General features: G+C 71.4%; 24 protein-coding genes. 2 read left to right on the top strand and 22 right to left on the bottom strand.

The window, feature by feature from the left end; genetic code table 11:
• Positions 1-1,419 carry an RsmB/NOP family class I SAM-dependent RNA methyltransferase gene (locus ACFY0P_RS31400; protein ID WP_388920515.1) on the bottom strand — a complete coding sequence of 473 codons (1,419 nt, stop codon included), beginning with the start codon at positions 1,417-1,419 and terminating at the stop codon, positions 1-3.
• Between the two features lie 82 nt (positions 1,420-1,501).
• Entirely contained in the window at positions 1,502-2,434 is a 933-nt protein-coding gene (gene fmt, locus ACFY0P_RS31395; RefSeq protein ID WP_388920512.1) for a methionyl-tRNA formyltransferase, read from the bottom strand.
• 484 nt (positions 2,435-2,918) lie between these two features.
• On the opposite strand from fmt, the gene ACFY0P_RS31390 reads away from it, so the two are divergent.
• Positions 2,919-3,470 (top strand): hypothetical protein, encoded by a 552-nt coding sequence (locus ACFY0P_RS31390; RefSeq protein ID WP_388920509.1) that lies wholly within the window; start codon positions 2,919-2,921, stop codon positions 3,468-3,470.
• Positions 3,471-3,568: 98 nt separating this feature from the next.
• Here the strand turns inward: ACFY0P_RS31390 and ACFY0P_RS31385 are convergent, their stop codons facing one another.
• The 14 genes from ACFY0P_RS31385 to pyrR form a co-directional block, all read right to left on the bottom strand.
• Positions 3,569-5,734 (bottom strand): primosomal protein N', encoded by a 2,166-nt coding sequence (locus tag ACFY0P_RS31385; protein ID WP_388920501.1) that lies wholly within the window; start codon positions 5,732-5,734, stop codon positions 3,569-3,571.
• 406 nt (positions 5,735-6,140) lie between these two features.
• The gene (gene metK / locus ACFY0P_RS31380) at positions 6,141-7,349 is read right to left on the bottom strand and encodes a methionine adenosyltransferase (protein ID WP_388920498.1); all 1,209 of its coding nucleotides are present in this window, start codon (positions 7,347-7,349) and stop codon (positions 6,141-6,143) included.
• Between the two features lie 239 nt (positions 7,350-7,588).
• Complete coding sequence (gene coaBC / locus ACFY0P_RS31375) at positions 7,589-8,794, bottom strand: bifunctional phosphopantothenoylcysteine decarboxylase/phosphopantothenate--cysteine ligase CoaBC (protein ID WP_388920869.1); 1,206 nt, start codon at positions 8,792-8,794, stop codon at positions 7,589-7,591.
• 97 nt (positions 8,795-8,891) lie between these two features.
• The gene (gene rpoZ / locus ACFY0P_RS31370) at positions 8,892-9,164 is read right to left on the bottom strand and encodes a DNA-directed RNA polymerase subunit omega (protein WP_005319902.1); all 273 of its coding nucleotides are present in this window, start codon (positions 9,162-9,164) and stop codon (positions 8,892-8,894) included.
• Between the two features lie 51 nt (positions 9,165-9,215).
• On the bottom strand, positions 9,216-9,809 hold the full coding sequence (gene gmk, locus ACFY0P_RS31365) for a guanylate kinase (protein WP_352364534.1): 594 nt from the start codon (positions 9,807-9,809) through the stop codon (positions 9,216-9,218).
• A gap of 60 nt (positions 9,810-9,869) precedes the next feature.
• On the bottom strand, positions 9,870-10,193 hold the full coding sequence (locus ACFY0P_RS31360; RefSeq protein ID WP_003977346.1) for an integration host factor: 324 nt from the start codon (positions 10,191-10,193) through the stop codon (positions 9,870-9,872).
• A gap of 278 nt (positions 10,194-10,471) precedes the next feature.
• Positions 10,472-11,317, bottom strand: a complete 846-nt coding sequence (pyrF, locus tag ACFY0P_RS31355) for an orotidine-5'-phosphate decarboxylase (RefSeq protein WP_388920495.1) — start codon at positions 11,315-11,317, stop codon at positions 10,472-10,474.
• Positions 11,314-12,420, bottom strand: a complete 1,107-nt coding sequence (locus ACFY0P_RS31350) for a quinone-dependent dihydroorotate dehydrogenase (RefSeq protein ID WP_388920492.1) — start codon at positions 12,418-12,420, stop codon at positions 11,314-11,316. Before ACFY0P_RS31350 ends, pyrF begins: the two co-directional genes overlap by 4 nt.
• Before the next feature lie 129 nt (positions 12,421-12,549).
• Positions 12,550-15,858 carry a carbamoyl-phosphate synthase large subunit gene (carB, locus tag ACFY0P_RS31345; RefSeq protein ID WP_388920489.1) on the bottom strand — a complete coding sequence of 1,103 codons (3,309 nt, stop codon included), beginning with the start codon at positions 15,856-15,858 and terminating at the stop codon, positions 12,550-12,552.
• Entirely contained in the window at positions 15,851-16,993 is a 1,143-nt protein-coding gene (gene carA, locus ACFY0P_RS31340; protein ID WP_388920486.1) for a glutamine-hydrolyzing carbamoyl-phosphate synthase small subunit, read from the bottom strand. Before carA ends, carB begins: the two co-directional genes overlap by 8 nt.
• Positions 16,990-17,559: a hypothetical protein gene (locus ACFY0P_RS31335; protein ID WP_388920483.1), complete on the bottom strand. Its 570-nt coding sequence runs from the start codon at positions 17,557-17,559 to the stop codon at positions 16,990-16,992. Before ACFY0P_RS31335 ends, carA begins: the two co-directional genes overlap by 4 nt.
• The gene (locus ACFY0P_RS31330) at positions 17,556-18,842 is read right to left on the bottom strand and encodes a dihydroorotase (RefSeq protein ID WP_388920480.1); all 1,287 of its coding nucleotides are present in this window, start codon (positions 18,840-18,842) and stop codon (positions 17,556-17,558) included. The genes ACFY0P_RS31335 and ACFY0P_RS31330 overlap by 4 nt, the downstream gene beginning before the upstream one ends.
• Before the next feature lie 5 nt (positions 18,843-18,847).
• Positions 18,848-19,828: an aspartate carbamoyltransferase catalytic subunit gene (locus ACFY0P_RS31325; protein ID WP_388920477.1), complete on the bottom strand. Its 981-nt coding sequence runs from the start codon at positions 19,826-19,828 to the stop codon at positions 18,848-18,850.
• Between the two features lie 85 nt (positions 19,829-19,913).
• Complete coding sequence (gene pyrR / locus ACFY0P_RS31320) at positions 19,914-20,513, bottom strand: bifunctional pyr operon transcriptional regulator/uracil phosphoribosyltransferase PyrR (protein WP_388920474.1); 600 nt, start codon at positions 20,511-20,513, stop codon at positions 19,914-19,916.
• 253 nt (positions 20,514-20,766) lie between these two features.
• Here pyrR and bldD point away from each other — a divergent pair, with 253 nt between their 5' ends.
• The gene (gene bldD, locus ACFY0P_RS31315) at positions 20,767-21,270 is read left to right on the top strand and encodes a transcriptional regulator BldD (protein WP_293993121.1); all 504 of its coding nucleotides are present in this window, start codon (positions 20,767-20,769) and stop codon (positions 21,268-21,270) included.
• A gap of 252 nt (positions 21,271-21,522) precedes the next feature.
• Here bldD and nusB read toward each other — a convergent pair whose 3' ends face one another.
• The 6 genes from nusB to ACFY0P_RS31285 all read right to left on the bottom strand — a co-directional run bounded on the left by nusB (position 21,523) and on the right by ACFY0P_RS31285 (position 26,617).
• Positions 21,523-21,954: a transcription antitermination factor NusB gene (gene nusB / locus ACFY0P_RS31310; RefSeq protein ID WP_093505380.1), complete on the bottom strand. Its 432-nt coding sequence runs from the start codon at positions 21,952-21,954 to the stop codon at positions 21,523-21,525.
• Positions 21,955-21,956: 2 nt separating this feature from the next.
• Positions 21,957-22,523, bottom strand: coding sequence for an elongation factor P (efp, locus tag ACFY0P_RS31305; RefSeq protein ID WP_388920470.1), 567 nt, complete (start codon positions 22,521-22,523; stop codon positions 21,957-21,959).
• Between the two features lie 52 nt (positions 22,524-22,575).
• Positions 22,576-23,682, bottom strand: a complete 1,107-nt coding sequence (locus tag ACFY0P_RS31300) for an aminopeptidase P family protein (RefSeq protein WP_388920467.1) — start codon at positions 23,680-23,682, stop codon at positions 22,576-22,578.
• Between the two features lie 397 nt (positions 23,683-24,079).
• Positions 24,080-24,904, bottom strand: coding sequence for a Pro-rich N-terminal domain-containing protein (locus tag ACFY0P_RS31295; protein WP_388920464.1), 825 nt, complete (start codon positions 24,902-24,904; stop codon positions 24,080-24,082).
• 142 nt (positions 24,905-25,046) lie between these two features.
• On the bottom strand, positions 25,047-26,138 hold the full coding sequence (gene aroB, locus ACFY0P_RS31290; RefSeq protein ID WP_388920461.1) for a 3-dehydroquinate synthase: 1,092 nt from the start codon (positions 26,136-26,138) through the stop codon (positions 25,047-25,049).
• On the bottom strand, positions 26,135-26,617 hold the full coding sequence (locus ACFY0P_RS31285; RefSeq protein WP_388920866.1) for a shikimate kinase: 483 nt from the start codon (positions 26,615-26,617) through the stop codon (positions 26,135-26,137). The genes aroB and ACFY0P_RS31285 overlap by 4 nt, the downstream gene beginning before the upstream one ends.
• Positions 26,618-26,646: the final 29 nt, after the last annotated feature.

The raw sequence follows: 26,646 nt of genomic DNA, 5'->3' as shown, positions 1-26,646 counted from the left end.
TCAGCCGGTCCGGCGGATCAGGGCCAGATACATCGCGTCCGTGCCGTGCACATGCGGCCACAGCTGCACATCGGGCCCCTCGCCCAGCTCCGGCACCCCCGGCAGCAACGGTCGCGCGTCCACGAGTTCGGTCTCCGGACGCTGCTTCAGCACGTCCTGGACCACCGCCCGCGTCTCCGCCAGATGCGGGGAGCAGGTGGCGTACCCGACCACCCCACCCACCCGCACCGAGTCGATCGCGGTACGCAACAGCGCACGCTGCAGCGGACCGAAGTTGTCGAGGTCCTCGGGGCGACGCCGCCACCGAGCCTCCGGGCGCCGGCGCAGCGCGCCCAGGCCCGTGCAGGGGACGTCCATCAGGACCCGGTCGAAGGTGCCGGGGCGCCACGGCGGCCGGGTGCCGTCGGCGGCGATGACCTGGTACGGCCCCGGATTGCCGTGCAGCGCCTTCTCGACCAGCCCCGCCCGGTGCGGCTGCTTCTCGGAGGCGAGCAGCACGGCCCCCCGCTCGGCGGCGAGCGCGGCGAGCAGCGCGGCCTTGCCACCGGGTCCGGCGCAGCCGTCCAGCCACTTCGCGTCCGGTCCCTCGACCGGCACGTTGGCGAGCGCGAGAGCGACCAGCTGGCTGCCCTCGTCCTGCACACCGGCCCGGCCCTCCTGCACGGCGGTGATGGCGCCGGGCTCCCCGCCCTCGGTGAGCCGCACGGCGTACGGCGACCAGCGCCCCGGCATCGCGGCCTCCTCACCGAGGAGTTCCTCGGTGGTGGCCCGCCCGGGCCGGGCGACCAGCGTCACCTCGGGCCGTTCGTTGTCGGCGGCCAGCAGTTCCTCTATTCCGGCGCGCCCGCCGCCCAGGGAGTCCCAGAGCGCGGAGACGACCCACCGCGGGTGCGAGTGCACCACGGCCAGATGGTCCTCGGGGTCCTGGTCGTAGGGCGGCGCGACCTTCGCGATCCAGCCGTCGAGATCGTCCTGCGCGACCTTGCGGAGCACGGCGTTGACGAACTTGGCCCGACCGTCGCCCAGCACCACCCGGGCCAGCTCGACGGAGGCGGAGACGGCGGCGTGGCTGGGAATCCGCGTCCCGAGCAGCTGGTGCGCCCCCAGGCTGAGCACGTCGAGGACCGGCGGGTCCACCTCGCGCAACGGCCGGTCGACGCACTCGGCGATGATCGCGTCGTACGTCCCCTGCCGGCGCAGCGTCCCGTACACCAGCTCGGTCGCGAGCGCGGCGTCCCGCCCGTCGAAGTCGCCCTTCTCCCGCGCCTTGCGCAGCAGCGGAGGCAGCACGAGGTTGGCGTACGCGTCCCGCTCGTCCACGGCGCGCAGCGCCTCGAAGGCGAGGATGCGGACGGGGTCCTTCTGGGGACGTCGGTAGGGCTTGGCGGGCCTGCGCGGCCGCCGGGACTGCTCGCTCACGAAAAGGTGCTCCGGGTATGGGAATGAGGCGACTCCCAGCGTACGCCGGGCACGCCGGAAAGCCGCTGGTGGGGAAAGGGGCTCAGTGGCCGAGGGTCTCCCCGGCGCCGATGCGCGCGCCACGCGCCCAGTCGGCGGCCCGCATCGGCTTCTTGCCCTGGGCCTGCACCCAGAGCAGTTCCACGGCGTACGACCCCGTCCCCACATGCACGCTGTTCTTCCCGACGGCGATCTCGGCCGGGCTGAGATCGGTCCGCTCGGGCACCGGCGTGACCTGGATGAGCTTGAGCCGCTCACCGCGGAAGGTGGTCCAGGCACCGGGGGCCGGGGTGCACCCGCGCACCACCCGGTCGACCCGCAGCGCGGGCGCCGACCACACCACCTTCGCGTCCTCGACGGTGATCTTCGGCGCGAGGGTGATGCCCTCCCCCGGCTGCGGTACGGCCTTGAGCGTGCCGTCCTCGATACCGTCCATGGTCGCGGCGAGCAGTCCGGCCCCGGCGAAGGCGAGCCGGGTCAGCAGGTCACCGCTGGTGTCGGCGGGCCGAATCTCCTCGGTGACGGTCCCGTAGACGGGCCCGGAGTCGAGGCCCTCCTCGATGAGGAAGGTGGAGGCGCCCGTGATCTCGTCGCCCGCCATGATGGAGTGCTGTACCGGAGCCGCTCCGCGCCAGGCGGGAAGCAGCGAGAAGTGCAGGTTGACCCACCCGTGGACCGGCACGTCGAGGGCAACCCGGGGCAGCAGCGCGCCGTAGGCCACCACCGGACAGCAGTCCGGCCCGATCTCCTTCAACCGCTCCAGGAACTCCGGCTCGCGCGGCTTGAGCGGCCTCAGCACCTCGATCCCGGCCTCCATCGCCCGCTCGGCCACAGGCGAAGCGACCAGCCTGCGCCCCCGCCCGGCCGGCGCATCGGGCCGCGTGACCACGGCGGCCACCTCGTGCCGTCCGGAGGAGATGAGAGCGTCCAGAGCGGGAACGGCGACTTCGGGGGTACCGGCGAAGACAAGCTTCATGGGCGACTGAGACCCTCTCGAACGGCATCAACACGGGCAACAAGCAAGTCTATGCCGCACCAACCAACCACCGCCCCCAGCCCACACACCACAGGCCACCAGCCGCGAACCGGCCAACGAGCGACGAACCGGCAACCCGCCGACCACGAGCACACCCCCACAGGCCGCCCAACCTCTCCACCAACTAGCCCGGGCGGCGCGCGGGCGGGCGACAGGCGACAGGCGACAGGCGACAGGCGACGAAACCGCAACCCGCCGGCCACGAGCGCCTCCACAGGTCTCAACCTCTCCACCGACCGGAAGGGGCGGTGCGCGGGTGGGAGAACACCCCGGTGGTGCGAACCCCGCCGCACGGCGTACGCATATGCCCATACGCCCCCACACCGTGACCAGCGGAGCGCCCACGCGTTGTCAAGAGAGAGTTGACCACAACGGGCCGCATGCGCGGCCCATTCCTTTCAACGCCGGTTCGAGAGGCTTGTTCATGGCCGACCACGCAACCCACGACGCCCAGGCCCGGGCCAGCCTGCACTTGCTGGTGCGGGACATCGAGCGGGTCCGCCGCCAGGTGGACGCGCTACGCACGCTCACCGCCCAGTTGGGCAACGTCTACCGCCCGCGCCGCTCCGGCCCGTCCACGGGCTTCGTCGTCTACGGACGCGCCCCCGCCCCGACGGTCCGTCTCGCCCAGGAACTCCGGGACAGTGTCGAAACCCTGGTCACGGCCGCCGTGGACTTCGACCGTTCTCTCGGCTTCTCGTGGGACGCGGTGGGCTCCGCGCTCGGTGTCACCAAGCAGGCGGTGCACCGCCGTTACGGCGCCCGTCGCGCCGCGTCCCAGACCGCCGCGGTTACGGCCGAGCCCGACCGGTCCACGGAATCGTCGGGCACCCGCACGATCAACGTGGGCGGCGGCCTGCCCACCGTGCCCACGGTCCCGGCCGCCCGCTCCATGCCGACCCAGCCGACCGCGGGCAGCCCCACCCTCCGCGACGAGGCCCGGCCGACGGCCTTCCCCGGCCCGCGCAACGGCTGACGTCCGCCGGGGCCGACCGACACAGGGCTGACCTCGATGGCCGACCCGCCCGCCCTTGCCCTCCCGGCAAGCATCCGGGAGGGCGGCCGTCCGCCGGCTCACCCGATGTCCGGCGGATCGATCCGCACCCGAACCGCCTCCCCGCCCCCACCTGCGCCCCCGCTCCCCCGCGCCATCCGGGCGGCCTGAGCCGACTTCAGCGCGGCGGCGAGCACCGCCCCACTCCCCGGCGGCACCCGTACCAGCACCCGCTCCCAGTGCTCCCCGGGCGGCGGCCCACCCGCCCGCCGAGGCACCCCGGCCCGCACCACGGGCACCGGCACCGGGCCCAACACCTCGGCGTCCGGCGGCAGTTCGGCCGTACCGAGGAACTCGGCGAGCGCCTCCGCCGTCCCCGACACCGCCGCCATCCGCGACACCGGCGGAAACCCCAGCTCCGCCCGCTCGGCGAGCTCCCGCACCGCGTGCCCGACGGGATCCCACCGCACCAGCGCCTGCACGGGCCGCAGCGTCGGCTCCGCGACGACGACCACGGTTCCCCCGTCGCCCTGCGGCCGCACCAGCGCCCCGGCCGCGATCCACCGGCGCAGCGCGTCCTCACCGGCCCGCAGATCCGGCCGCCCGAGCATCGCCCAGCCGTCCAGCAGCAGGGCCGCCGCGTAGCCGCCCTCGGCCACCGGCTCCGCACCCGGTGTGCTCACGACCAGCGCGGGCGTCCCCGGCACGGTGTCCAGCACCTGCTCGCGTCCCGAGGTCCGTACCGGTACGGCGGGAAAGGCCCGCCCCAGCTCCTCGGCGGTCCGCCGGGCCCCGACCACCTGGGCGCGCAGCCGGAAGCCGCCGCACTCAGGGCAGTGCCAGTCGCTCTCCGCCCGCCCGCACCACCCGCACTCCAACGCCCCGGCGTCCCGTGCCTCCAACGGACCGGCACAGTGCCGGCAGCGCGCCGGCGCCCGGCACTGGGCGCAGGCCATCCGCGGCACATACCCCCGTCGGGGCACCTGCACCAGCACCGGGCCGTGCCGCAGTCCCTCCCGGACGGCCTGCCAGGCGACCGTGGGCAACCGGGCGGCACGCGCGGCCTCGTCCCGCGCGAGGTCCCCGTCGCCGACCGTCCGTACCAAGGGCGCGGCCAGCCGTACCTGCTCTCTCCCCGCCACCAGGGGCCGGGCCCAGCCGTTCTCCACGAGTTGCGCGGCCTCCACCGTGCAGCTCCAACTCCCGAGCAGAAAACCGCACTTGTCCAGTGCCGCCCGCAACAGCAGCACATCCCGCGCATGCGGCTGCGGCGCGTGCTGCTCGCTGTGGCTGTCGTCGCCGTCGTCCCAGATCGCGACGAGCCCGAGATCCCGCACGGGCGCGAACATGGCGGCCCGCGTCCCCACGACGGCCCGCACCGACCCGCGGCTGACGGCGAGCCACTGCGCGTACCGCTTCTCGGGCCCGGCGTCGGCCGTGAGCAGCGCGTGCCGCCCTTCGCCCAGCACCTCGGTCAGCGCGGCATCGACCCGCGCGGCGGCCCGCCCGTCCGGTACGACGACGAGCGCGCCGCGACCCGAGGCGAGCGTGGCGGCGACGGCCCGGGCGATCTCCTCGCTCCACCCGGGCCCCGGCAGGGCGTTCCACACGGCGCGTGGCGCGCCGCCGGAGGCCAGCGACTCGACGAAGGCGGCGCCGTGCTCGTACCGCGTCCAGGATCCGGCGGCGGGCGTCGGCGGGGGCGGCAGCGGTTCGGGCGAGGGCCGCTTCTCGGCCCGCGCGCTGCGCGGCGGCACCGCCAGCTGCAGCACATCCGCGAGGCTCCCCGCGTACCGGTCGGCGACCGCCCTTGTGAGCCGCAGCAGTTCCTCACTCAGCACCGGCTCGGGCGACACGACCTGGGCCAGCGCGGCCAGCGGCCCCGAGTAGTCCGACTCGGCGAGCCGCTCGACCAGGAACCCGTCGATGAGCCCCCCGCCTTCCCGGCGCCCGTCCCGCACCCGGTGCCGTCCGGCCCCGAACCGGACCCGCACCCGCACCCCCGGCTGCGCGTCGGCGTCCAGTTCGGCGGGGACGGCGTAGTCGAAGTAGCGGTCGAGATGGAGCACGCCCTTGTCCACGAGCACCCGCGCGACCGGCAACCGCTCGGCCAGTGCGGCCCCCCGCCAGGTCCGCGGCTTGGCCCGGGGCGCCTTGGCCCCCCGCACGCTCTCCCGAATGAGCGCGAGCTGCTCCGGCGGCGCCCCTCCGGCGCTTCCGCCCCCCTGCCCGTTCTCGCTGCTCACCCTTGCATTCTTACCAAACGCCGCTGACAACCGGCGCCGCCCGAGTTCACTCCGGCCGCGGAACGCCGTGACGGCATTCTTCTGCCTTGGGCCACTCGGCCATACCGGTCTGCAACCGGCAGCAGGATTCGAACCTGCGTGGGCATCACCCGGAAGAAAGTATCCGAGGCCCGCACACCGGGCGGCGCCGGTTTCCCGAGGTCAGTCCGGCAACGGTCGAAACACACCAGCTTCACCGCGCGCCTGTGGGCGCACTCCACGGAAGTAACCGCGGCCATCGCACCGGGACGACTTCACCGTACTGATCGTCCCGTCCCGTCGGCCAGCCGTTTTCCGCAGCCCCCGGACACGCCGAGGCCCGGCTCCCCCGAAAAGGAGCCGGGCCTCGCACCAGGTGGTTGCGGGGTCAGAGACCCGCGGCCGCGCGCAGGGCGTCCACGCGGTCCGTGCGCTCCCAGGTGAAGTCGGGGAGCTCGCGGCCGAAGTGGCCGTACGCGGCGGTCTGGGCGTAGATCGGGCGGAGCAGGTCGAGGTCGCGGATGATGGCGGCCGGACGCAGGTCGAAGACCTCGTCGATGGCCTTCTCGATCTTCTCGTGGTCGATCTTGGCCGTGCCGAAGGTCTCGACGAAGAGACCGACGGGCTCGGCCTTGCCGATCGCGTAGGCGACCTGGACCTCGCAGCGGGCGGCCAGGCCCGCGGCGACGACGTTCTTGGCGACCCAGCGCATGGCGTAGGCGGCCGAGCGGTCGACCTTGGACGGGTCCTTGCCGGAGAAGGCACCGCCGCCGTGGCGGGCCATGCCGCCGTAGGTGTCGATGATGATCTTGCGGCCGGTCAGCCCGGCGTCGCCCATCGGGCCGCCGATCTCGAAGCGGCCGGTCGGGTTGACCAGCAGACGGTAGTTCTCGGTGTCGAGCTTGATGCCGTCGTCCAGCAGCGCCTTCAGCTCCGGCTCCACGACGAACTCGCGGATGTCGGGGGCGAGCAGCGACTCCAGGTCGATGTCGGAGGCGTGCTGGCTGGAGACCACGACCGTGTCGAGGCGGACGGCCTTGTCGCCGTCGTACTCGATGGTGACCTGCGTCTTGCCGTCGGGGCGCAGGTAGGGGATGGTGCCGTTCTTGCGGACCTCGGAGAGGCGCTTGGAGAGGCGGTGCGCCAGGAAGATCGGGAGCGGCATCAGCGTCGGCGTCTCGTCCGTCGCGTAGCCGAACATCAGGCCCTGGTCGCCGGCGCCCTGCTTGTCGAGTTCGTCCTCGTCGCCCTCGACCCGCTTCTCGTACGCCGTGTCCACGCCCTGGGCGATGTCCGGGGACTGCGCGCCGATCGAGACCGAGACGCCGCAGGAAGCGCCGTCGAAGCCCTTCTTCGAGGAGTCGTAGCCGATCTCGAGGATCTTGTTGCGGACCAGCGTCGCGATGTCCGCGTACGTCTTGGTCGTGACCTCGCCGGCCACGTGCACCAGGCCGGTGGTGATCAGCGTCTCGACGGCGACCCGGGAGGTCGGGTCCTCGCGCAGAAGCGCGTCGAGAATGGTGTCGCTGATCTGGTCAGCGATCTTGTCGGGGTGGCCCTCGGTCACGGACTCCGAGGTGAACAGGCGACGGGACACAACGCTCCCTGGGGTTGCAGCGGCTGCTGGCTGATCATTGGCGGACGACACGGGGGCTGCACCCGGGCGTCGTCCGAGAACAGTTTATCGGTCGCACTCGGCCGCCGGCCCACCTGTCTCGACACTCGGAAGTGCTGTGACCTGCGGCACGGGCATTCTGCCCAATGGTCGGCGGCCTTGACCAGAGCCCCCGCACCGCAATGTCGCGTCCGGGAAAGTTGACATATGGCTGAAATAAGTTAACCCAAACGGGCCGCCACCAGGTCCCAGACGGTGTCGGCGAGAGCCTCCTTCGGCCCGTGCGGCACCGGCGTCTCGCTGCCGTCGGCCCCGAGCACCACGGCCTCGTTCTCCTCGGAGCCGAAGGTCTTGCGTTCGCCCACCTCGTTCACCACGAGCAGGTCGCAGCCCTTGCGTGCCAGCTTGGTCCGGCCGTTGGCGAGGACGTCGTCGGTCTCGGCGGCGAAGCCGACGATCACCTGTCCGGACCGCGCCCGGTCGGCCGAGATCTCCGCGAGGATGTCCGGATTCCGCACCAGGACGATCGGCTCCGGTTCCCGGCCGTCCTTCTTCTTGATCTTCCCGGCCGCGTAGACCGCGGGGCGGAAGTCGGCGACGGCGGCTGCCATCACCACGGCGTCGGCGTCGGCGGCCGCCTTCAGCACCGCCTCCCGCAGCTGTACGGCCGTACCGACCGGGACGACGTCCACGCCGGCCGGGTCGGGCAGTCCCGCGGTGTTCGCGGCGACCAGCGTCACCCGGGCACCCCGCGCGGCGGCCGTGCGGGCGAGGGCGTAGCCCTGCTTGCCGGAGGAGCGGTTGCCGAGGAAGCGGACGGGGTCGAGGGGCTCGCGGGTGCCGCCGGCGGAGACGACGACGTGGCGGCCGGTCAGGTCGGGCTCCCGCACCCCCCGGGCGAGGACGCGGCGGCAGGCCTCGAAGATCTCCACCGGGTCGGGGAGGCGGCCCTTGCCGGTGTCGACGCCGGTGAGGCGGCCGACCGCCGGGTCGATCACGACGGCGCCCCGCCGGCGCAGCGTGGCCACGTTCTCCTGGGTGGCCGGGTGCTCCCACATCTCGGTGTGCATCGCGGGGGCGAAGACGACCGGGCAGCGCGCGGTGAGGAGGGTGTTGGTGAGCAGGTCGTCGGCGAGGCCGTGGGCCGCCTTGGCGAGCATGTCGGCGGTGGCGGGGGCGACGACGACCAGATCGGCGTGCTGGCCGATGCGGACGTGCGGGACCTCTTCGACGTGGTCCCAGACCTCGGTGGAGACCGGGTTGCCGGAGAGGGCGGACCAGGTCGCGGCGCCGACGAAGTGCAGCGCGGAGGCGGTGGGCACGACCCGGACGTCGTGGCCCGACTCCGTGAACCTCCTCAGCAGCTCACAGGCCTTGTACGCGGCGATGCCGCCGCTGACCCCCAGCACGACCTTCGGCTTGCCCACCGGGCCTCCACTCGTCGAATCCATGACGCCATCACACACCACAGGCCCGACAGTCGGCTGCCGGGCCTGTGGATAAGTCAACTGCAATACGAAAGTACTACTGCGCCGGACCCTCGATGGCCTCGGACGTCAGCAGACCCGCGTTGATCTCGCGCAGGGCGATGGAGAGCGGCTTCTCGTGGACGTGGGTGTCGACGAGCGGACCGACGTACTCGAGGAGGCCCTCGCCGAGCTGCGAGTAGTACGCGTTGATCTGACGGGCGCGCTTGGCCGCGTAGATCACGAGGCTGTACTTCGAGTCGGTGGCCTCGAGGAGCTCGTCGATCGGAGGGTTGATGATGCCCTCGGGCGCGGTGATGGAAGAGGACACGCTCTGCCTTCCGATGGATGGGAAAGATTCAGTCTGAATGATCAGCAACGATCACACAACGTCCATCAAGGCTAGCAGCTCGCGCGCCACGTCCTTGACAGAGGTGTTGACCAGGGTTTCGTCGAACTCCGGCTCGGCCGCGAGCTCGACCCTGGCCGCGTCCAGACGCCGCTCGATCACCTCGGGCGCCTCGGTGCCGCGGCCGGTGAGCCTGCGCACCAGCTCCTCCCAGGAAGGAGGAGCCAGGAACACCAGCCGGCCCTCCGGCATGGTCTCGCGGACCTGCCGGGCGCCCTGGAGGTCGATCTCCAGAAGGACCGGCACGCCGGCCTCCAGGTGCTCGAGCACCGCGGCACGCGGGGTGCCGTAGCGGTTGCCGGCGAATTCGGCCCACTCCAGGAGCTCGCCGTTGGCGATCAGTTTGTCCATCTCCTCGTCGGAGACGAAGAAGTAGTGGACGCCGTGCTTCTCGCCGGGGCGGGGCTTGCGCGTGGTCGCCGACACCGAGAGCCAGACCTCGGGGTGTTCCTTGCGCATATGAGCGACGACCGTGCTCTTGCCGACCCCGGAGGGGCCGGAGAGCACGGTCAGCCGCGGACGATCGTCCGGGGGCTCGGGGGTCGTCCCCCGGAATGTTGCAGCCATGCAGCGATTATTCCAGCAATCGCAGGCCGTCCGGGACGGCCCTCCCGGACGGCCCCGTGATCAGGAGCCGGTGCTGCCGAACTCGCGCTCCAGGGAGGCGATCTGGTTGGAACCGAGACCACGCACGCGGCGGCTCTCGGAGATCCCGAGTCGCTCCATGATCTGCTTGGCGCGGACCTTGCCCACGCCCGGCAGGGACTCGAGCAGGGCGGAGACCTTCATCTTGCCGATGACGTCGTTTTCCTGGCCCTGCTTGATGACCTCGTGAAGAGAGGCGCCGGAGTGCTTGAGTCGATTCTTGACCTCGGCCCGCTCCCGGCGAGCCGCGGCGGCCTTTTCGAGCGCGGCTGCGCGCTGTTCAGGGGTAAGGGGCGGAAGAGCCACGCCTACGTCACCTCGGATGTCGAACTGTCGGATACGGACCGGTGAGGAACCTAGTCGCCCCACACCTGGGGAGCTACGAGCAACACGCTTGCCCGTTGACTCTGCTCGGAGACTAGCGGGCAAGTCCGCCGGAGTCAGCGAGAACAGCGGAAAAGTCCTGGTCAGCCTCCGTCAGGCCAGACATTTAAGACATAATGCCCCGGATTTGAGGATGTATTCACGATCGGGCAGTCGCCGAAGGGCTCGCCGAAGCATCCGTCGGAGCCTCCTCGGAGTCCTCACCGACCTGCGACGACGTCCTGGATCTCGCCCGCGAACCGCTCCGCGGCCGCCCTCAGGGCCCCGACATCGGGACCGTGACGCAAAACACCTCGGCTCACGTTTGGAATCACGTTGCGCACCGCGGCCCCGAAGACCGTGGGAAGGTCGGCCGCCGTCGCCCCCTGCGCACCGACGCCCGGCGCGAGGAGCGGACCGTTGATGTCGAGGTCGTACGACGACAGGTCGCCGACCGTGGCACCCACGACGGCGCCGAAGGAACCCAGCGGCTCCTCCCCCGCGTTCTCGGCGGCGAGATGGGCCAGCACGGTCGCGCCGACCGTGCGCCCGTCGGCGCGCACCGCGTGCTGCACCTCGGGGCCCTCCGGGTTGGAGGTGAGGGCCAGCACGAACAGGCCGGCCCCGGTCTCGCGGGCCAGCGCGACGGCAGGGCTGAGCGAGCCGTAGCCGAGGTACGGCGAGACGGTCAGGGCGTCCGAGAAGAGCGGGGCGTCCTTGCTCAGGTAGGCCTCCGCGTACCCGGCCATGGTCGAGCCGATGTCGCCGCGCTTGGCGTCCATGACGACCAGCGTCCCGGCGGCACGCGCCTCCCGCACCACCCCTTCGAGGACGGCGACCCCGCGCGAGCCGAACCGCTCGAAGAACGCGCTCTGCGGCTTCATCACGGCGACCCGGTCGGCGACCGCCTCGACGACGGTACGGCTGAACCGCTCCAGACCCGCCACGTCGTCGTTCAGACCCCACTCGGAGAGCAGCGAGGCGTGCGGGTCGATACCGACGCACAGCGGACCGCGCTCGTCCATGACGCGGCGCAGCCGCGCGCCGAAGGGCTCCAGCGGGCTCATACGGTCTTCCTCACGTCGGCGCCGACCGCGTCGGCGAGGGTGGCGTAGGGGCTGGTGCGCAGGCGCGCGGCGAGGCCCTTGTGGAGGTCGCGAGCGTAGAACGGCCCTTCGTAGATGAAGGCGCTGTAGCCCTGGACCAGCGTGGCACCGGCCAGGATGCGCTGCCAGGCGTCCTCGGCGTTCTCGACGCCGCCGACGCCCACCAGGGTGATCCGGTCGCCCACGCGCGCGTACAGCCGCCGCAGCACCTCCAGGGAGCGCGCCTTGAGCGGCGCGCCGGAGAGCCCTCCGGTCTCCTTCACCAGCGCGGCGTCGGACCGCAGCCCCAGGCCCTCCCGCGCGATCGTCGTGTTGGTGGCGATGATCCCGTCGAGACCCAGCTCCACGGCCAGGTCCGCGACGGCGTCCACGTCCTCGTCGGCGAGGTCCGGCGCGATCTTCACCAGCAGCGGCACCCGGCGGTTCGCCACGACGCGGTCGGCGGCCTCGCGCACGGCCGTCAGCAGCGGACGGAGGTGATCGACGGCCTGGAGGTTGCGCAGGCCCGGCGTGTTCGGCGACGACACGTTCACGACCAGGTAGTCCGCGTACGGCGCGAGCCGCTCGGCCGACTTCACGTAGTCGCCGACGGCCTCGATCTCGGGTACGACCTTGGTCTTGCCGATGTTGACGCCCACGACGGTCCTGAACACGGGCTCACGGGTCGCCAGCCGCGCGGCGACGGTCAGCGAGCCGTCGTTGTTGAACCCCATCCGGTTGATCAGCGCCCGGTCCGCGACGAGCCGGAACAGCCGCTTCCTGGGATTGCCGGGCTGCGCCTCCCCGGTCACGGTCCCGATCTCGACGTGATCGAACCCGAGCATCGACATCCCGTCGATCGCCACGGCGTTCTTGTCGAACCCCGCGGCCAGCCCGAACGGGCCGTGCATCCGCAGCCCGAAGGCCTCGGTGCGCAGCTCCTCGTAGCGGGGCGCGAGCGCGGCGGCGACGAACGTGCGCAGCACGGGGACACGGGCGGCGAGCCGGATCCACCGGAAGGCGAGGTGGTGGGCGGCTTCGGGGTCCATCCGCCGGAAGACGAGCTGGAAAAAGATCTTGTACATGACGTCCTCATGCCAAGGGGGACACCGACACCGGTGCCCCCCTCACAGACAGCTGGGCAACGCGCCCCATCAGGGGCGCGGGAAACTGCGCGACCAGCCACAACCGGTCGGCAGCCGAACCACGACCTATCAGTCCCTCGCGGCCGTCAACCTCTCCGCATGCTCCTGGAGCGACCGCACCCCCACGTCCCCGTGGTTCAGCGCATCGATCCCCTGCACAGCCGCCGCCAGCGCCTGCACGGTCGTCAGACACGGCACCGACCGGGCCACCGCGGCCGTCCGGATCTCGTACCCGTCCAGGCGACCCCCGGTGCCGTACGGCGTGTTGACGATCAGGTCCACCTCACCGTCGTGGACGAGCTGCACGATCGTCCGCTCGCCGTTGGGGCCGACCCCCTCCGACTGCTTGCGGACGACCGTCGCGTTGATGCCGTTGCGCTTGAGCACCTCGGCCGTGCCGGAGGTGGCCAGCAGCTCGAAGCCGTGGGCGACCAGCTCGCGCGCCGGGAAGATCATCGACCGCTTGTCGCGGTTGGCGACGGAGATGAAGGCGCGGCCCTTGGTGGGCAGCGGCCCGTACGCCCCGGCCTGCGACTTGGCGTACGCCGTGCCGAAGACCGAGTCGATGCCCATGACCTCACCCGTGGAGCGCATCTCCGGGCCCAGGACCGTGTCCACACCGCGCCCGTGGATGTCGCGGAACCGCGACCACGGCATGACCGCCTCCTTCACGGAGATCGGCGCGTCGAACGGCAGCTCACCGCCGTCACCGCGGGCCGGCAGCAGCCCCTCGGCGCGCAGTTCGGCGACGGTCGCGCCCAGCGAGATCCGGGCGGCGGCCTTCGCCAGCGGCACCGCGGTCGCCTTCGAGGTGAAGGGCACGGTACGGGAGGCACGCGGGTTGGCTTCGAGGACGTAGAGGATGTCCCCGGCCATGGCGAACTGGATGTTGATCAGGCCGCGGACGCCGACACCCTTGGCGATGGCCTCGGTCGAGGCCCGCAGCCGCTTGATGTCGAAGCCGCCGAGCGTGATCGGGGGCAGGGCGCACGCCGAGTCGCCGGAGTGGATGCCGGCCTCCTCGATGTGCTCCATGACGCCGCCGAGGTACAGCTCCTCGCCGTCGTAGAGGGCGTCGACGTCGATCTCGATGGCGTCGTCCAGGAACCGGTCGACGAGGACCGGCCGGGTGGGGCTGATCTCCGTCGACTCGGCGATGTACGCCTCCAGGCGGGTCTCGTCGTAGACGATCTCCATGCCGCGGCCGCCGAGGACGTACGAGGGCCGGACGAGCACCGGGTAGCCGATCTCGTCGGCGATGGCCTTGGCCTCGGCGAAGGTGGTCGCCGTGCCGTGCTTGGGCGCCGGCAGGCCGGCCTCCGCGAGGACCCGGCCGAAGGCGCCCCGGTCCTCGGCCGCGTGGATCGCCTCGGGGGACGTACCGACGATCGGCACGCCGTTGTCCTTGAGCGCCTGCGACAGACCCAGCGGCGTCTGGCCGCCCAGCTGCACGACCACGCCCGCGACCGGTCCGGCCTGCTGCTCGGCGTGCACGATCTCCAGCACGTCCTCCAGCGTCAGCGGCTCGAAGTAGAGCCGGTCGGAGGTGTCGTAGTCGGTGGAGACGGTCTCCGGGTTGCAGTTGACCATGACCGTCTCGTAGCCGGCGTCGCTCAGCGCGAAGGACGCGTGCACGCACGAGTAGTCGAACTCGATGCCCTGGCCGATGCGGTTCGGGCCGGAGCCCAGGATGATGACGGCCGGCTTCTCGCGCGGCGCGACCTCGGTCTCCTCGTCGTAGGAGGAGTAGAAGTACGGCGTCTTCGCGGCGAACTCGGCGGCGCAGGTGTCGACCGTCTTGTAGACCGGGCGTACGCCCAGCGCGTGCCGGACCTCGCGGACGACGTCCTCGCGCAGGCCGCGGATCTCGGCGATCTGCTGGTCGGAGAAGCCGTGCCGCTTGGCCTCGGCGAGCAGGTCGGTGGTCAGCTCCGGCGACCCGGCCAGCTCGTCGGCGATCTCCTTGATCAGGAAGAGCTGGTCGACGAACCACGGGTCGATCTTCGTGAACTCGAAGACCTCCTCGGGCGTGGCGCCCGCCCGGATGGCCTGCATGACCGTGTTGATCCGGCCGTCGGTGGGCCGTACCGCCTCGTGCAGCAGCGCCTGCTTGTCACCGGGCTCGCCGACGAAGGTGAACTGGCTGCCCTTCTTCTCCAGCGAGCGCAGCGCCTTCTGGAAGGCCTCCGGGAAGTTGCGGCCGATGGCCATCGCCTCGCCGACCGACTTCATGGTGGTGGTCAGCGTGGAGTCGGCCTGCGGGAACTTCTCGAACGCGAACCTCGGGGCCTTGACGACCACGTAGTCGAGCGTGGGCTCGAAGGAGGCCGGGGTCTCCTGCGTGATGTCGTTGGGGATCTCGTCGAGGGTGTAGCCGACGGCGAGCTTGGCAGCGATCTTCGCGATCGGGAAGCCGGTGGCCTTGGAGGCGAGCGCCGAGGACCGCGACACGCGCGGGTTCATCTCGATGACGATGACCCGGCCGTCCTCGGGGTTCACCGCGAACTGGATGTTGCAGCCGCCCGTGTCGACGCCGACCTCGCGGATCACGGCGATGCCGATGTCGCGCAGGATCTGGTACTCGCGGTCGGTCAGCGTCATCGCGGGCGCGACGGTGATCGAGTCGCCGGTGTGCACGCCCATGGGGTCGAAGTTCTCGATGGAGCAGACGACCACGACGTTGTCGTGCTTGTCGCGCATCAGCTCCAGCTCGTACTCCTTCCAGCCGAGGATGGACTCCTCCAGGAGGACCTCGGTGGTCGGGGAGAGCGTGAGGCCCTGGCCGGCGATGCGGCGCAGCTCCTGCTCGTCGTGGGCGAAGCCGGAACCGGCGCCGCCCATGGTGAAGGAGGGGCGGACGACGACCGGGTAGCCGCCCAGCTCGTCGACGCCCGCGAGGACCTCGTCCATCGTGTGGCAGATGACCGACCGGGCGGACTCGCCGTGCCCGATCTTCCTGCGGACCTCCGCCACGACCTCCTTGAAGAGGTCGCGGTCCTCGCCCTTGTTGATGGCTTCGACGTTGGCGCCGATCAGCTCGACGCCGTACTTGGCCAGGACGCCGTTCTCGTCGAGCGAGATCGCGGTGTTGAGCGCCGTCTGGCCGCCCAGGGTGGGCAGCAGCGCGTCCGGACGCTCCTTGGCGATGATCTTCTCGACGAACTCCGGGGTGATCGGCTCGACATACGTCGCGTCGGCGATCTCCGGGTCGGTCATGATCGTCGCCGGGTTGGAGTTGACCAGGACGACCCTGAGGCCCTCGGCGCGCAGGACGCGGCAGGCCTGGGTGCCGGAGTAGTCGAACTCGGCGGCCTGGCCGATGACGATCGGGCCGGAGCCGATGACCAGGACGGACTGGATATCGGTGCGCTTAGGCACGCTGGCCCTCCATCAGGGAAACGAAGCGGTCGAACAGGTAGGCGGCGTCGTGCGGGCCTGCTGCCGCTTCGGGGTGGTACTGGACGGAGAAGGCCGGCTGGTCGAGCAGCTGCAGCCCCTCCACGACGTCGTCGTTCAGGCACACGTGCGAGACCTCGGCGCGGCCGAACTTCGTGTCGCTGACCTTGTCGAGCGGCGCGTCGACGGCGAAGCCGTGGTTGTGGGCGGTGACCTCGACCTTGCCGGTCGTCCGGTCCTGGACCGGCTGGTTGATGCCCCGGTGGCCGTACTTCAGCTTGTAGGTGCCGAAGCCGAGGGCGCGGCCGAGGATCTGGTTGCCGAAGCAGATGCCGAACAGCGGGGTCCTGCGCTCCAGGACGGCGCTCATCAGGGCCACCGGGCCGTCGGCCGTGGCCGGGTCGCCGGGGCCGTTGGAGAAGAACACACCGTCCGGGGAGACGGCGTACACATCGTCCTCGGTGGCGGTCGCGGGCAGCACGTGCACCTCGATGCCGCGCTCGGCCATCCGCTGCGGTGTCATGCCCTTGATGCCGAGGTCGATGGCGGCGACGGTGAATCGCTTCTCCCCGACCGCCGGGACGACGTACGCCTCCTTGGTGGCGACCTCCTCGTACAGCGAGGCGCCCTTCATGTGCGGCTGGGCCTGCACGCGCGCGAGGAGTTCGGCGTCGGTGGCGATCGCCTCGCCCGAGAAGACGCCGGCGCGCATCGAGCCGCGCTCGCGCAGGTGGCGGGTGAGGGCGCGGGTGTCGATCCCGGAGATGCCGACCACGCCCTGCGCCACCAGTTCCGCGTCAAGCGAACGCTTGGCCCGCCAGTTGGAGGGCACGCGCGCGGGGTCGCGCACGACGTAGCCGGAGACCCAGATGCGGCTGGACTCGTCGTCCTCGTCGTTCCACCCGGTGTTGCCGATCTGCGGGGCGGTGGCGACCACGATCTGGCGGTCGTACGACGGGTCGGTCAGGGTCTCCTGGTAGCCGGTCATGCCGGTGGAGAACACGGCCTCGCCGAAGGTCTCCCCCACGGCCCCGTAGGCGCGGCCGCGGAAGATCCGGCCGTCCTCCAGGACGAGTACCGCGGGAACCTTGCCGGCTCCCCTTGTGGAGGTCGTCATCGTTCGGCGCCTTCCGTGCTGGGTGTCTTGATCATGGAGTTGATGGCGTCGACCCACTCGGTGTGCTCGGCCGCGTGGTCCGAGCGGAAACCGGAGTCGATCAGCTTGTCGCCGTGCGCCCAGGTCACCACGAGGAGTCCGCCCTCGGTGAGGACCTTGCCCGCGATGCCCTTGCCGAGCAGGGCCTCGCGGAGCGCGTCGGCGGGGATGAAGAAGTCGGTCGCGCCGGGGCGTACGACGTCCAGGCCCGCGTCGGTCAGGGTGAGCTCGACCCGGCTGCGGGAGCCGAGGCCGCGGGCCACGATGCGGTCCAGCCACTGCCCGGCGGTGGTGGAGCCGTGGTAGCGGCCGCTCATCGTCAGTTTCGCCGCACCGAGGTCCTCCGGCGCGGTGGGGAGCTCCGGGAGGTCGCCCTGGAGGGTGCCGCGCCACTTCCAGCCCTCGCGCATCAGCCAGTAGACGAGGGCGACGAAGAGGGCGAGGCCGACCAGCCAGCCGATGCGGGCGGACCAGTCGGTGACCGCGGCCGACTTCTTCTCGTCGGCCAGCAGGATCAGAGGTGTCACGTCAGTTTCCCGTCCACGAGCGTCGCCTTGCCCCGCAGCCACGTGTGGGTGACACGGCCCGGCAGCTCGCGTCCCTCGTACGGGGTGTTGCGGCTGCGCGAGGCGAAGCCCGCGGGGTCCACCAGGCCACGGTATTCCGTGTCGACGAGGGCGAGGTTGGCGGGCTCACCTGCCGAGACGGGACGGCCGTGACCGGCGGCCTGTCCGATCCGCGCGGGCTTGAAGGACATCCGGTCGGCGACGCCGGCCCAGGTCAGCAGGCCTGTGTCCACCATGGTCTCCTGGACCACCGACAGCGCGGTCTCCAGGCCGACCATCCCCATGGCGGCCGCGGCCCACTCGCAGTCCTTGTCCTCGTGCGGGTGCGGGGCGTGGTCGGTGGCGACGATGTCGATCGTGCCGTCGGCGAGCGCCTCGCGCAGGGCGAAGACGTCGCGCTCGGTGCGCAGCGGCGGGTTGACCTTGTAGACCGGGTTGTACGACCGCACCAGCTCGTCGGTGAGGAGCAGGTGGTGCGGGGTGACCTCGGCGGTGACGTCGATGCCCCGGGACTTGGCCCAGCGCACGATCTCGACGGAGCCGGCGGTCGAGAGGTGGCAGATGTGGACGCGGGAGCCGACGTGCTCGGCGAGCAGCACATCGCGCGCGATGATCGATTCCTCGGCGACCGCGGGCCAGCCGCCGAGCCCGAGCTCGGCGGAGACGACGCCCTCGTTCATCTGGGCGCCCTCGGTCAGCCGGGGCTCCTGGGCGTGCTGGGCGACGACCCCGCCGAAGGCCTTCACGTACTCCAGGGCGCGGCGCATGATCACGGCGTCGTCCACGCACTTGCCGTCGTCGGAGAAGACGGTGACCCCGGCGGCCGACTCGTGCATGGCACCCAGCTCGGCGAGCTTCTTGCCCTCCAGGCCGACGGTGACCGCGCCGATCGGCTGCACGTCGCAGTAGCCGTGCTCCTGGCCGAGCCGGTAGACCTGCTCGACGACACCGGCGGTGTCGGCGACCGGGAAGGTGTTGGCCATGGCGAACACGGCCGTGTAGCCGCCGCTCGCCGCCGCGCGGGTGCCGGTGAGGACGGTCTCGGAGTCCTCGCGCCCCGGTTCGCGCAGGTGGGTGTGCAGGTCGACCAGGCCGGGCAGCAGCACCTTGCCGGCGGCCTCGACGACCTCGGCGCCTTCGGCGGCCAGACCGGAACCCACCGCCTCGATCGTCTCGCCGTCGATCAGGACGTCCTGCGGCTCACCGCCGAGCACCTTCGCACCACGGATCAGGATCTTGCTCATGGGTCTTACTTCTCCTCGGTGGTGCGGGCGTGGCTGACGGCGGGTTCGTTGCCGCCGAGCAGGAGGTACAGAACCGCCATCCGGATGGAGACTCCGTTTGCGACCTGCTCGACGACGGTGCAGCGCTCGGAGTCGGCGACCTCGGCGGTGATCTCCATGCCGCGGACCATCGGACCGGGGTGCATCACGATGGCGTGCTCGGGCATCTTCGCCATGCGCTCGCCGTCGAGACCGTAGCGCCGCGAGTACTCGCGCTCGGTCGGGAAGAACGCGGCGTTCATGCGCTCGCGCTGGACGCGGAGCATCATCACGGCGTCGGACTTGGGAAGGACCGCGTCGAGGTCGTACGACACCTCGCAGGGCCAGTTCTCGACGCCGACCGGTACCAGGGTGGGCGGGGCGACCAGGGTGACCCCGGCGCCGAGGGTGTGCAGCAGGTCGACGTTGGAGCGGGCGACGCGGCTGTGCAGGACGTCGCCGACGATGGTGATGCGCTTGCCGGACAGGTCCTGCCCTATCCCGGCGTCCCGGCCGACCAGGCGGCGGCGCATGGTGAAAGCGTCCAGGAGGGCCTGGGTGGGGTGCTGGTGGGTGCCGTCGCCGGCGTTGATGACGGCGGCGTCGATCCAGCCGGAGGTGGCGAGGCGGTAGGGGGCTCCGGAGGCGCCGTGCCGGATGACGACGGCGTCGACACCCATCGCCTCCAGGGTCTGGGCGGTGTCCTTCAGGGACTCGCCCTTGGAGACGCTGGACCCCTTGGCGGTGAAGTTGATGACGTCGGCGGAGAGGCGCTTCTCGGCGGCCTCGAAGGAGATCCGGGTCCGGGTCGAGTCCTCGAAGAAGAGGTTGACGACGGTGCGGCCGCGCAGGGTCGGCAGCTTCTTGATCGGCCGGTCGGCGACCCGGGCCATCTCCTCGGCGGTGTCGAGGATCAGGACGGCGTCGTCGCGGGTGAGGTCGGCGGCCGAGATGAGATGACGCTGCATCTGTCAGGCTCCGTAAGGCAGTTCACATATGGGGAGATTGCGGGCAAGCGTGGGCGCACCGGGGTGGTGCGGGCCCCTCGGCCTGCTAGGAGGTCGGCTTCGCGCCGAGCAGCACGGTGTCGCGACCGTCCTCCTCGGCGAGCAGGACCTTGACCGTCTCCCGCAGCGACGTGGGGAGGTTCTTGCCGACATAGTCGGCGCGGATGGGCAGTTCGCGGTGGCCGCGGTCGACGAGGACCGCGAGCTGGACCGCGCGGGGGCGCCCGATGTCGTTCAGGGCGTCGAGGGCGGCGCGGATGGTGCGGCCGGAGAAGAGCACGTCGTCGACGAGGATCACCAGCCTGCCGTCGATGCCGTCACCGGGGATCTCGGTGCGGGCCAGCGCACGCGGCGGGTGCATGCGCAGGTCGTCGCGGTACATGGTGATGTCGAGCGAACCGACGGGCATCTTGCGGTCGGTGATCTGCTCCAGCTTGGCGGCGAGCCGCTGGGCGAGGAAGACGCCGCGGGTCGGGATGCCGAGGAGCACCACGTCGTCGGCGCCCTTGGCGCGCTCGACGATCTCGTGGGCGATGCGGGTCAGCACCCGCGCGATGTCCGGGCCCTCGAGAACGGGCCGCGCATCGGAAGCCTGCGCCGCGGCGTCGGGCTTTTCCTGCTGGTCCGGCTTTTCCTGCTTGTCCATACGAAACGGACCCCCTTCTCCGCCTCACGGGACGGACTTTAAAGGACGTCGGATTTGCGCCATCGACCATAGCAGGTGACCGACAGACCCCTGATCACCCCCCTGGCCTAATCGGCCATCGCTACCACGGAAGAGTCGGCGCGGACCATTCGGCTTGACGCAGCAGAGTAACGCTGCGTAACCTCACAGTGAGTTACCAGCCGCGCGGCGGGAACCAAGGCCGGCCGCGTCGACACAGTGTCCGGGGAGCTATATGTCCAGCGAATACGCCAAACAGCTCGGGGCCAAGCTCCGGGCCATCCGCACCCAGCAGGGCCTTTCCCTCCACGGTGTCGAGGAGAAGTCCCAGGGTCGCTGGAAGGCCGTGGTGGTCGGTTCGTACGAGCGCGGCGACCGTGCCGTGACCGTACAGCGCCTTGCAGAGTTGGCGGATTTCTACGGGGTCCCGGTGCAGGAGCTGCTGCCGGGCACGACCCCCGGCGGTGCCGCCGAGCCCCCGCCGAAGCTGGTCCTCGACCTGGAGCGACTGGCCAACGTGCCGGCCGAGAAGGCGGGACCGCTGCAGCGCTACGCGGCGACCATCCAGTCCCAGCGCGGTGACTACAACGGCAAGGTGCTGTCGATCCGCCAGGACGACCTGCGCACACTGGCCGTCATCTACGACCAGTCCCCGTCGGTGCTCACCGAGCAGCTGATCAGCTGGGGCGTCCTGGACGCGGACGCCCGCCGCGCGGTGGCCACCCACGAAGAGGCCTAGCCCTTACAACGACTGAGCAGAAACGTGCCGCCGGGGTGGCCGGAACTCGACGGTTCCGGCCACCCCGGCGGCCTTTCAGCGCCCCGTCAGGCGCGCTGGGGGTACCCCCGTCCGAAGGCTGGGGAGGAACTGCGCGACAAGCCCCACACGGCCCGCAGCCGCCCTACCACCGCACCACCCACCCCATTGGGCACACGAACGCCGGAGGGCCTGCAGCGAGGCACGCTGCAGGCCCTCCGGCGTTTCGTCGGCTCACGCCTCCCGGCGAAGGGACGGCTTCAGCTCCTTCAGCCGCCCCAGAAGCCCGTTCACGAACGAGGGCGACTCGTCCGTGGAGAACTCCTTCGCGAGCTGCACCATCTCGTCGAGAACGACGGCGTCCGGCGTCTCGTCGACCCAGATCAGCTCGTACGCGCCCAGGCGCAGGATGTTGCGGTCGACGACGGGCATGCGGTCCAGCGTCCAGCCGACCGCGTACTGGGCGATCAGCTCGTCGATACGCGTGGTGTGCTCGGCGTAGCCCTCGACCAGCTGCATGGTGTACTCGCTCACCGGCGGCTGCCGGGTGTCGTCCCGGGAGAGCCGGATCCAGTCCGCGAGGACGGTCAGGACATCGGCCCCGCGCTGGTCGCCCTCGAAGAGGATCTGGAAGGCGCGCTTGCGGGCCGTGTTGCGGGCAGCCACGGTTAGCTGTTCACCCGGCCGAGGTAGTCGCTGGTGCGGGTGTCGACCTTGATCTTCTCACCGGTGGTGATGAAGAGCGGGACCTGGATCTGGTGGCCGGTCTCCAGGGTGGCCGGCTTGGTGCCACCGGTGGAGCGGTCGCCCTGGACGCCCGGCTCGGTCTCCTGGATGGTCAGCTCGACGGCGGCCGGGAGCTCGACGAAGAGCACCTCGCCCTCGTGCTGGGCAACGACGGCCGTGAAGCCCTCGACCAGGAAGTTCGCGGCGTCGCCGACGGTCTTCCGGTCGATGTGCAGCTGGTCGTACGTGTCCATGTCCATGAAGACGAAGTACTCGCCGTCCATGTACGAGAACTGCATGTCGCGCTTGTCGACAGTGGCCGTCTCGACCTTGACGCCGGCGTTGAAGGTCTTGTCGACCACCTTGCCGGACAGCACGTTCTTGAGCTTGGTGCGCACGAAAGCGGGGCCCTTGCCGGGCTTGACGTGCTGGAACTCGACGACGGACCAGAGCTGGCCGCCTTCGAGCTTGAGCACCAGGCCGTTCTTGAGGTCGTTCGTGGAAGCCACGGTTGCGGAATCTCCTGGACTGACGTGGACGACCCCGGGGCACGCACCTTGCCTAGAGTGCGAGCAGCTCCTTGGTCGTGATGGTGAGTAGCTCGGGTCCGCCGTCCGCCTCGGGGCGTACGACGAGCGTGTCATCGATCCGGACGCCGCCCCGGCCCGGGAGGTGGACCCCCGGTTCGACGGTGACCGGCACGCAAGCGTCCAGTTTACCCATGGCTGAAGGGGCGAGCTGCGGGTCCTCGTCGATTTCGAGTCCGACGCCGTGTCCGGTGAGGGGCTGGAGGCCTTCCGCATAGCCCGCGGAGTCCAGTACCTGGCGGGCGGCGCGGTCGACGTCGCGATGGGCGGCGCCGGGCACGAGGCTCTCCCGGCCGGCCCGCTGGGCGGCGAAGACCAGGTCGTAGAGCTCGATCTGCCAGTCGGCGGGCGAGGTGCCGATGACGAAGGTACGGCCGATCTCGCAGCGGTAGCCGCGGTAGGTGGCGCCGAGGCAGACGGAGAGGAAGTCGCCCTCCTCGACCCGCCGGTCGGTGGGGCGGTGGCCGCGGCGGCCGGAGTTCGGGCCGGTGGCCACGGAGGTGGGGAAGGCCGGGCCGTCGGCACCGTGGTCGACGAGGCGGCGTTCCAGCTCCAGGGCGAGGTGCCGTTCGGTACGGCCGACGAGGATCGACTCCAGCAGCTCGCCGAGGGCCTGGTCGGCGATCTCGGCGCCGATGCGGAGGCAGGAGATCTCCTCCTCGTCCTTGACGACCCTGAGCTGTTCGACGGCGCTGCCGAGGTCGGTCAGGCGGAGGCCGGGGGCGACGGAGGCGAGGGCGCGGTGCCGGGCCACGGTGAGGTGGTGCTCCTCGACGGCGAGGATGTCGGCGTCCTGGGCGGCGGCGAGGTCGGCGGCGGCCACGGCGGGGTCTCCGCCGGGGCCTTCCAGGAGGTGCGGCCGCAGGGACTCGTCGGGGCGGGCCTCGGTGGGGCGGTCGTCCAACGGGCCGGGGCAGACGAGGAGGTCCTCGCGTCTGCCGAGGAGCAGGACGGAGCCAAGGGGTGCGGCGCCGGCGAGGTATCTCACGTTGGCCGGGTGCGAGATGACGGCGGACTGGCTGCCGGCCGCGTGGCAGCGTTCCCTCAGCCTGGTTCGGCGGGCCGCGTACACGTCTGACATGAGTCGAGCGTAGGAGGGGTGGGCGGTTTGTGCCGGTTGAGGGGGCCGAGTGGGGTGGCTGGGCGCCGTTGTCGAGTGCGGGGCCGTGGGATTTTTCGCGCAGTTCCCCGCGCCCCTGAAACCGCAGGCCGTCCGTCGACCGCGGGCCGGTGGGGGTGCTTCGCGCAGTTCCCCGCGCCCCTGGAAAGACCGGTCGTAGTTCCGCTACCGGCCAGTGGGGGGGCTTCGCACAGTCCCCGCGCCCCCGGACAGACCGGTCGTGTCTCCGCTACCGGCCGGTGGGGGGCTTCGCACAGTCCCCCCGCCCCCGGACAGACCGGTCGTGTCTCCGCTACCGGCCGGTGGGGGGCTTCGCACAGTCCCCCCGCCCCCAAGAAGGTGGGTGTAGGTCCCCCGACTACCAGTTCGGGGGGCTCGCTATCGCTCGGGTCAGGACCTCGTCGAGGACCCTCGCCGTTGCCGGGACGTCCAACTGCGAGTTGTCGATGATGGGGAGGCCCGAGCCGTACCAGCCCGCCATGCGGCCGTGGATGCGGGCCACCTCTTCGTCGGTGAGGCGGCGGTTGCCCGTGCGTTCCGCGTTGCGCTCCAGGACGATGTCGAGGCCCGGGAGGAGGACGACCGGGAGGAGGCCGGGGCCGACGTGGCGCTTCCAGCCGCCGAGGCCGATGACCGGGCGGTCCGGGAAGACCGCGTCGTCGAGGATGCACGAGATGCCGTTGGCCAGGAAGTTGCGCGCGGCGAAGCCGCAGGTGCGGCGGGCCAGGCGGTACTGGGCCTCGGAGTGGTCGTTCCACCCGGACTGGGGGTCGGCGAAGCCGGAGCGGACCCATTCGCGGACGTCGTCGAGGCTGATGTGGGCGGTGGGGACCCGGCGGTGGTCGGCCCAGTACTTGGCCACGCTGGTCTTGCCCGCGCCGGCCGGGCCGATGAGGAGGACGGCCAGGGTGGTGGTCGTCGGGTCGGGGACCGTGGCGGCGGGGGGCGCGCTCGGCATGCCCACCGGGGCGCCCGGCGGCAGCGGGACGTGGCCCGTGGTGTCGGGCGGCGGCGGGGTCGAGGGAAGCGGGGGCAGCGGCGGCTGCGGGGGCGCGGGCGGTGGTGGCGGCACGGGCGCGGGGCCCTGTGGGGCTCCCGGGTGGTGTGCGGCCGGCTGCCAACCGGTCGGTCCCTGCCCCGGCTGATGGGGCGGCGGCAGCGGAGATCCCACTGCGTGCTGCATCCGGTGCCACTCCGTCTCGTCATGTTCGGCTGCGCTCGTTACCGAACGGTACCGCCCCCGGTGGTCGTTTGGTGAAACGGCCGGGGGCGGTCCGAAGTGCCCGTTCCGCGTGGCGAATCGGGCGGAAGGAACGGCGGCGGACTTACTGCCCGACCTCGCCGTACGCGGCGAGCAGCACGGCCGGGTCCGGGCCCTCCAGGACCGTCGGCTTGGCGAGACCGTCCAGGACGATGAAGCGGAGCAGGTCGCCGCGGGACTTCTTGTCGACCTTCATCGTCTCGACCAGCTTGGGCCACTGGTCGTAGCGGTAGTGCAGCGGGAGGCCGACGGACTCCAGGACGGTGCGGTGGCGGTCGGCCGTGGCGTCGTCCAGGCGGCCGGCCAGCCGGCCCAGCTCGGCGGCGAAGTGCATGCCGACGGCGACCGCGGCACCGTGCCGCCACTTGTAGCGCTCGTTCTTCTCGATGGCGTGGCCGAGCGTGTGGCCGTAGTTGAGGATCTCGCGCAGTCCCGATTCCTTGAGGTCGGAGGAGACGACCTCGGCCTTCACCCGGATGGAGCGCTCGATCAGCTCGGCCGTGTGCGGGCCCGCCGGGGTGCGCGCGGCCTCGGGGTCGGACTCGATGAGCTCCAGGATCACCGGGTCGGCGATGAAGCCGGCCTTGATGACCTCGGCGAGCCCGGAGACGTAGTCGTTGACGGGGAGCGAGTCCAGGGCGGCGAGGTCGCAGAGCACGCCCGCCGGAGGGTGGAAGGCGCCGACCAGGTTCTTGCCCTCGGCGGTGTTGATGCCGGTCTTGCCGCCGACCGCCGCGTCCACCATCGCGAGGACGGTGGTGGGGATGGCGATCCAGCGGACACCCCGCAGCCAGGTCGCGGCGACGAAACCGGCGAGGTCCGTGGTCGAACCGCCGCCGACACCGACGATGACGTCGGAGCGGGTGAAGCCGGACTGCCCGAGCGCCTTCCAGCAGTAGGCGGCGACCTCGGCGGTCTTGGCCTCCTCCGCGTTCGGCACCTGGATGGCGACGGCCTCGTAGCCCTGCCCGGCCAGGTCGGCGCGGAGCGCGTCGCCGGTCTCGGCCAGCGCCTCGGGGTGGATCACGGCGACCCGCTTGGCCTTGTCCCCGATCAACCCGCCCAGCTCGCCGAGGAGCTGACGGCCCACCAGGACCTCGTACGGCTCGGTGCCCGCCGTGCCGCCGACCTGGATCCGGGTGACTGCCTCGCTCATGCTTCCTTCAACTCCAGTGCGTCCAGGGCTGCTTGGGTGACCTCTTCGGGCGTGCGGCCGTCGGTCGCCACGACGGCCGTGGCGACCTCCTCGTACAGGTGCCGCCGCGCCTCCATCAGCTCGCGCCACTGCTTGCGCGGGTTGATGGCGAGCAGCGGCCGGGCCGCGTTCAGGCCGGTGCGCTTGACGGCCTCCTCGACGTCCATCGAGAGGTAGACCACCCGGCGGCCGGCGAGCAGGTCGCGGGTCTCCGCGTCGAGGATCGCGCCCCCGCCGAGCGCGAGGACCCCCTCGTGCTCGGCCAGCGCCACCCGCACCGCCCGCTTCTCGATCTCCCGGAAGACCGGCTCACCCTCGGCCACGAAGATGTCGGCGACGGTGCGGCCCTCGGCGGTGACGATGTCCTCGTCGGTGTCCCGGTAGCCGACCCCGAGCCGCTCGGCGAGCAGCTGCCCGACCGTGGACTTGCCCACGCCCATCGGCCCGACCAGCACCACCCTCGGCGTAC

The sequence above is a fragment of the Streptomyces sp. NPDC001714 genome (genome assembly GCF_042892755.1).
Classification (GTDB): domain Bacteria; phylum Actinomycetota; class Actinomycetes; order Streptomycetales; family Streptomycetaceae; genus Streptomyces.
The sequence above is the reverse complement of the archived record's forward strand: the minus strand, read 5'-3'. Positions and strand labels throughout refer to the sequence as shown.

Bases quoted from the DNA above. Each gene is read 5' to 3' on its own strand.
- ACFY0P_RS31285 (WP_388920866.1), bottom strand. From the start codon at position 26,617: ATGGGCGTGGGCAAGTCCACGGTCGGGCAGCTGCTCGCCGAGCGGCTC.
- pyrR (WP_388920474.1), bottom strand. From the start codon at position 20,513: ATGGACAAGCAGGAAAAGCCGGACCAGCAGGAAAAGCCCGACGCCGCG.
- fmt (WP_388920512.1), bottom strand. From the start codon at position 2,434: ATGAAGCTTGTCTTCGCCGGTACCCCCGAAGTCGCCGTTCCCGCTCTG.
- ACFY0P_RS31350 (WP_388920492.1), bottom strand. From the start codon at position 12,420: ATGTACAAGATCTTTTTCCAGCTCGTCTTCCGGCGGATGGACCCCGAA.
- carA (WP_388920486.1), bottom strand. From the start codon at position 16,993: ATGACGACCTCCACAAGGGGAGCCGGCAAGGTTCCCGCGGTACTCGTC.
- ACFY0P_RS31330 (WP_388920480.1), bottom strand. From the start codon at position 18,842: ATGAGCAAGATCCTGATCCGTGGTGCGAAGGTGCTCGGCGGTGAGCCG.
- ACFY0P_RS31300 (WP_388920467.1), bottom strand. From the start codon at position 23,682: ATGTCAGACGTGTACGCGGCCCGCCGAACCAGGCTGAGGGAACGCTGC.
- ACFY0P_RS31390 (WP_388920509.1), top strand. From the start codon at position 2,919: ATGGCCGACCACGCAACCCACGACGCCCAGGCCCGGGCCAGCCTGCAC.
- bldD (WP_293993121.1), top strand. From the start codon at position 20,767: ATGTCCAGCGAATACGCCAAACAGCTCGGGGCCAAGCTCCGGGCCATC.
- ACFY0P_RS31295 (WP_388920464.1), bottom strand. From the start codon at position 24,904: ATGCAGCACGCAGTGGGATCTCCGCTGCCGCCGCCCCATCAGCCGGGG.
- gmk (WP_352364534.1), bottom strand. From the start codon at position 9,809: ATGGCTGCAACATTCCGGGGGACGACCCCCGAGCCCCCGGACGATCGT.
- ACFY0P_RS31325 (WP_388920477.1), bottom strand. From the start codon at position 19,828: ATGCAGCGTCATCTCATCTCGGCCGCCGACCTCACCCGCGACGACGCC.
- aroB (WP_388920461.1), bottom strand. From the start codon at position 26,138: ATGAGCGAGGCAGTCACCCGGATCCAGGTCGGCGGCACGGCGGGCACC.
- pyrF (WP_388920495.1), bottom strand. From the start codon at position 11,317: ATGAGCCCGCTGGAGCCCTTCGGCGCGCGGCTGCGCCGCGTCATGGAC.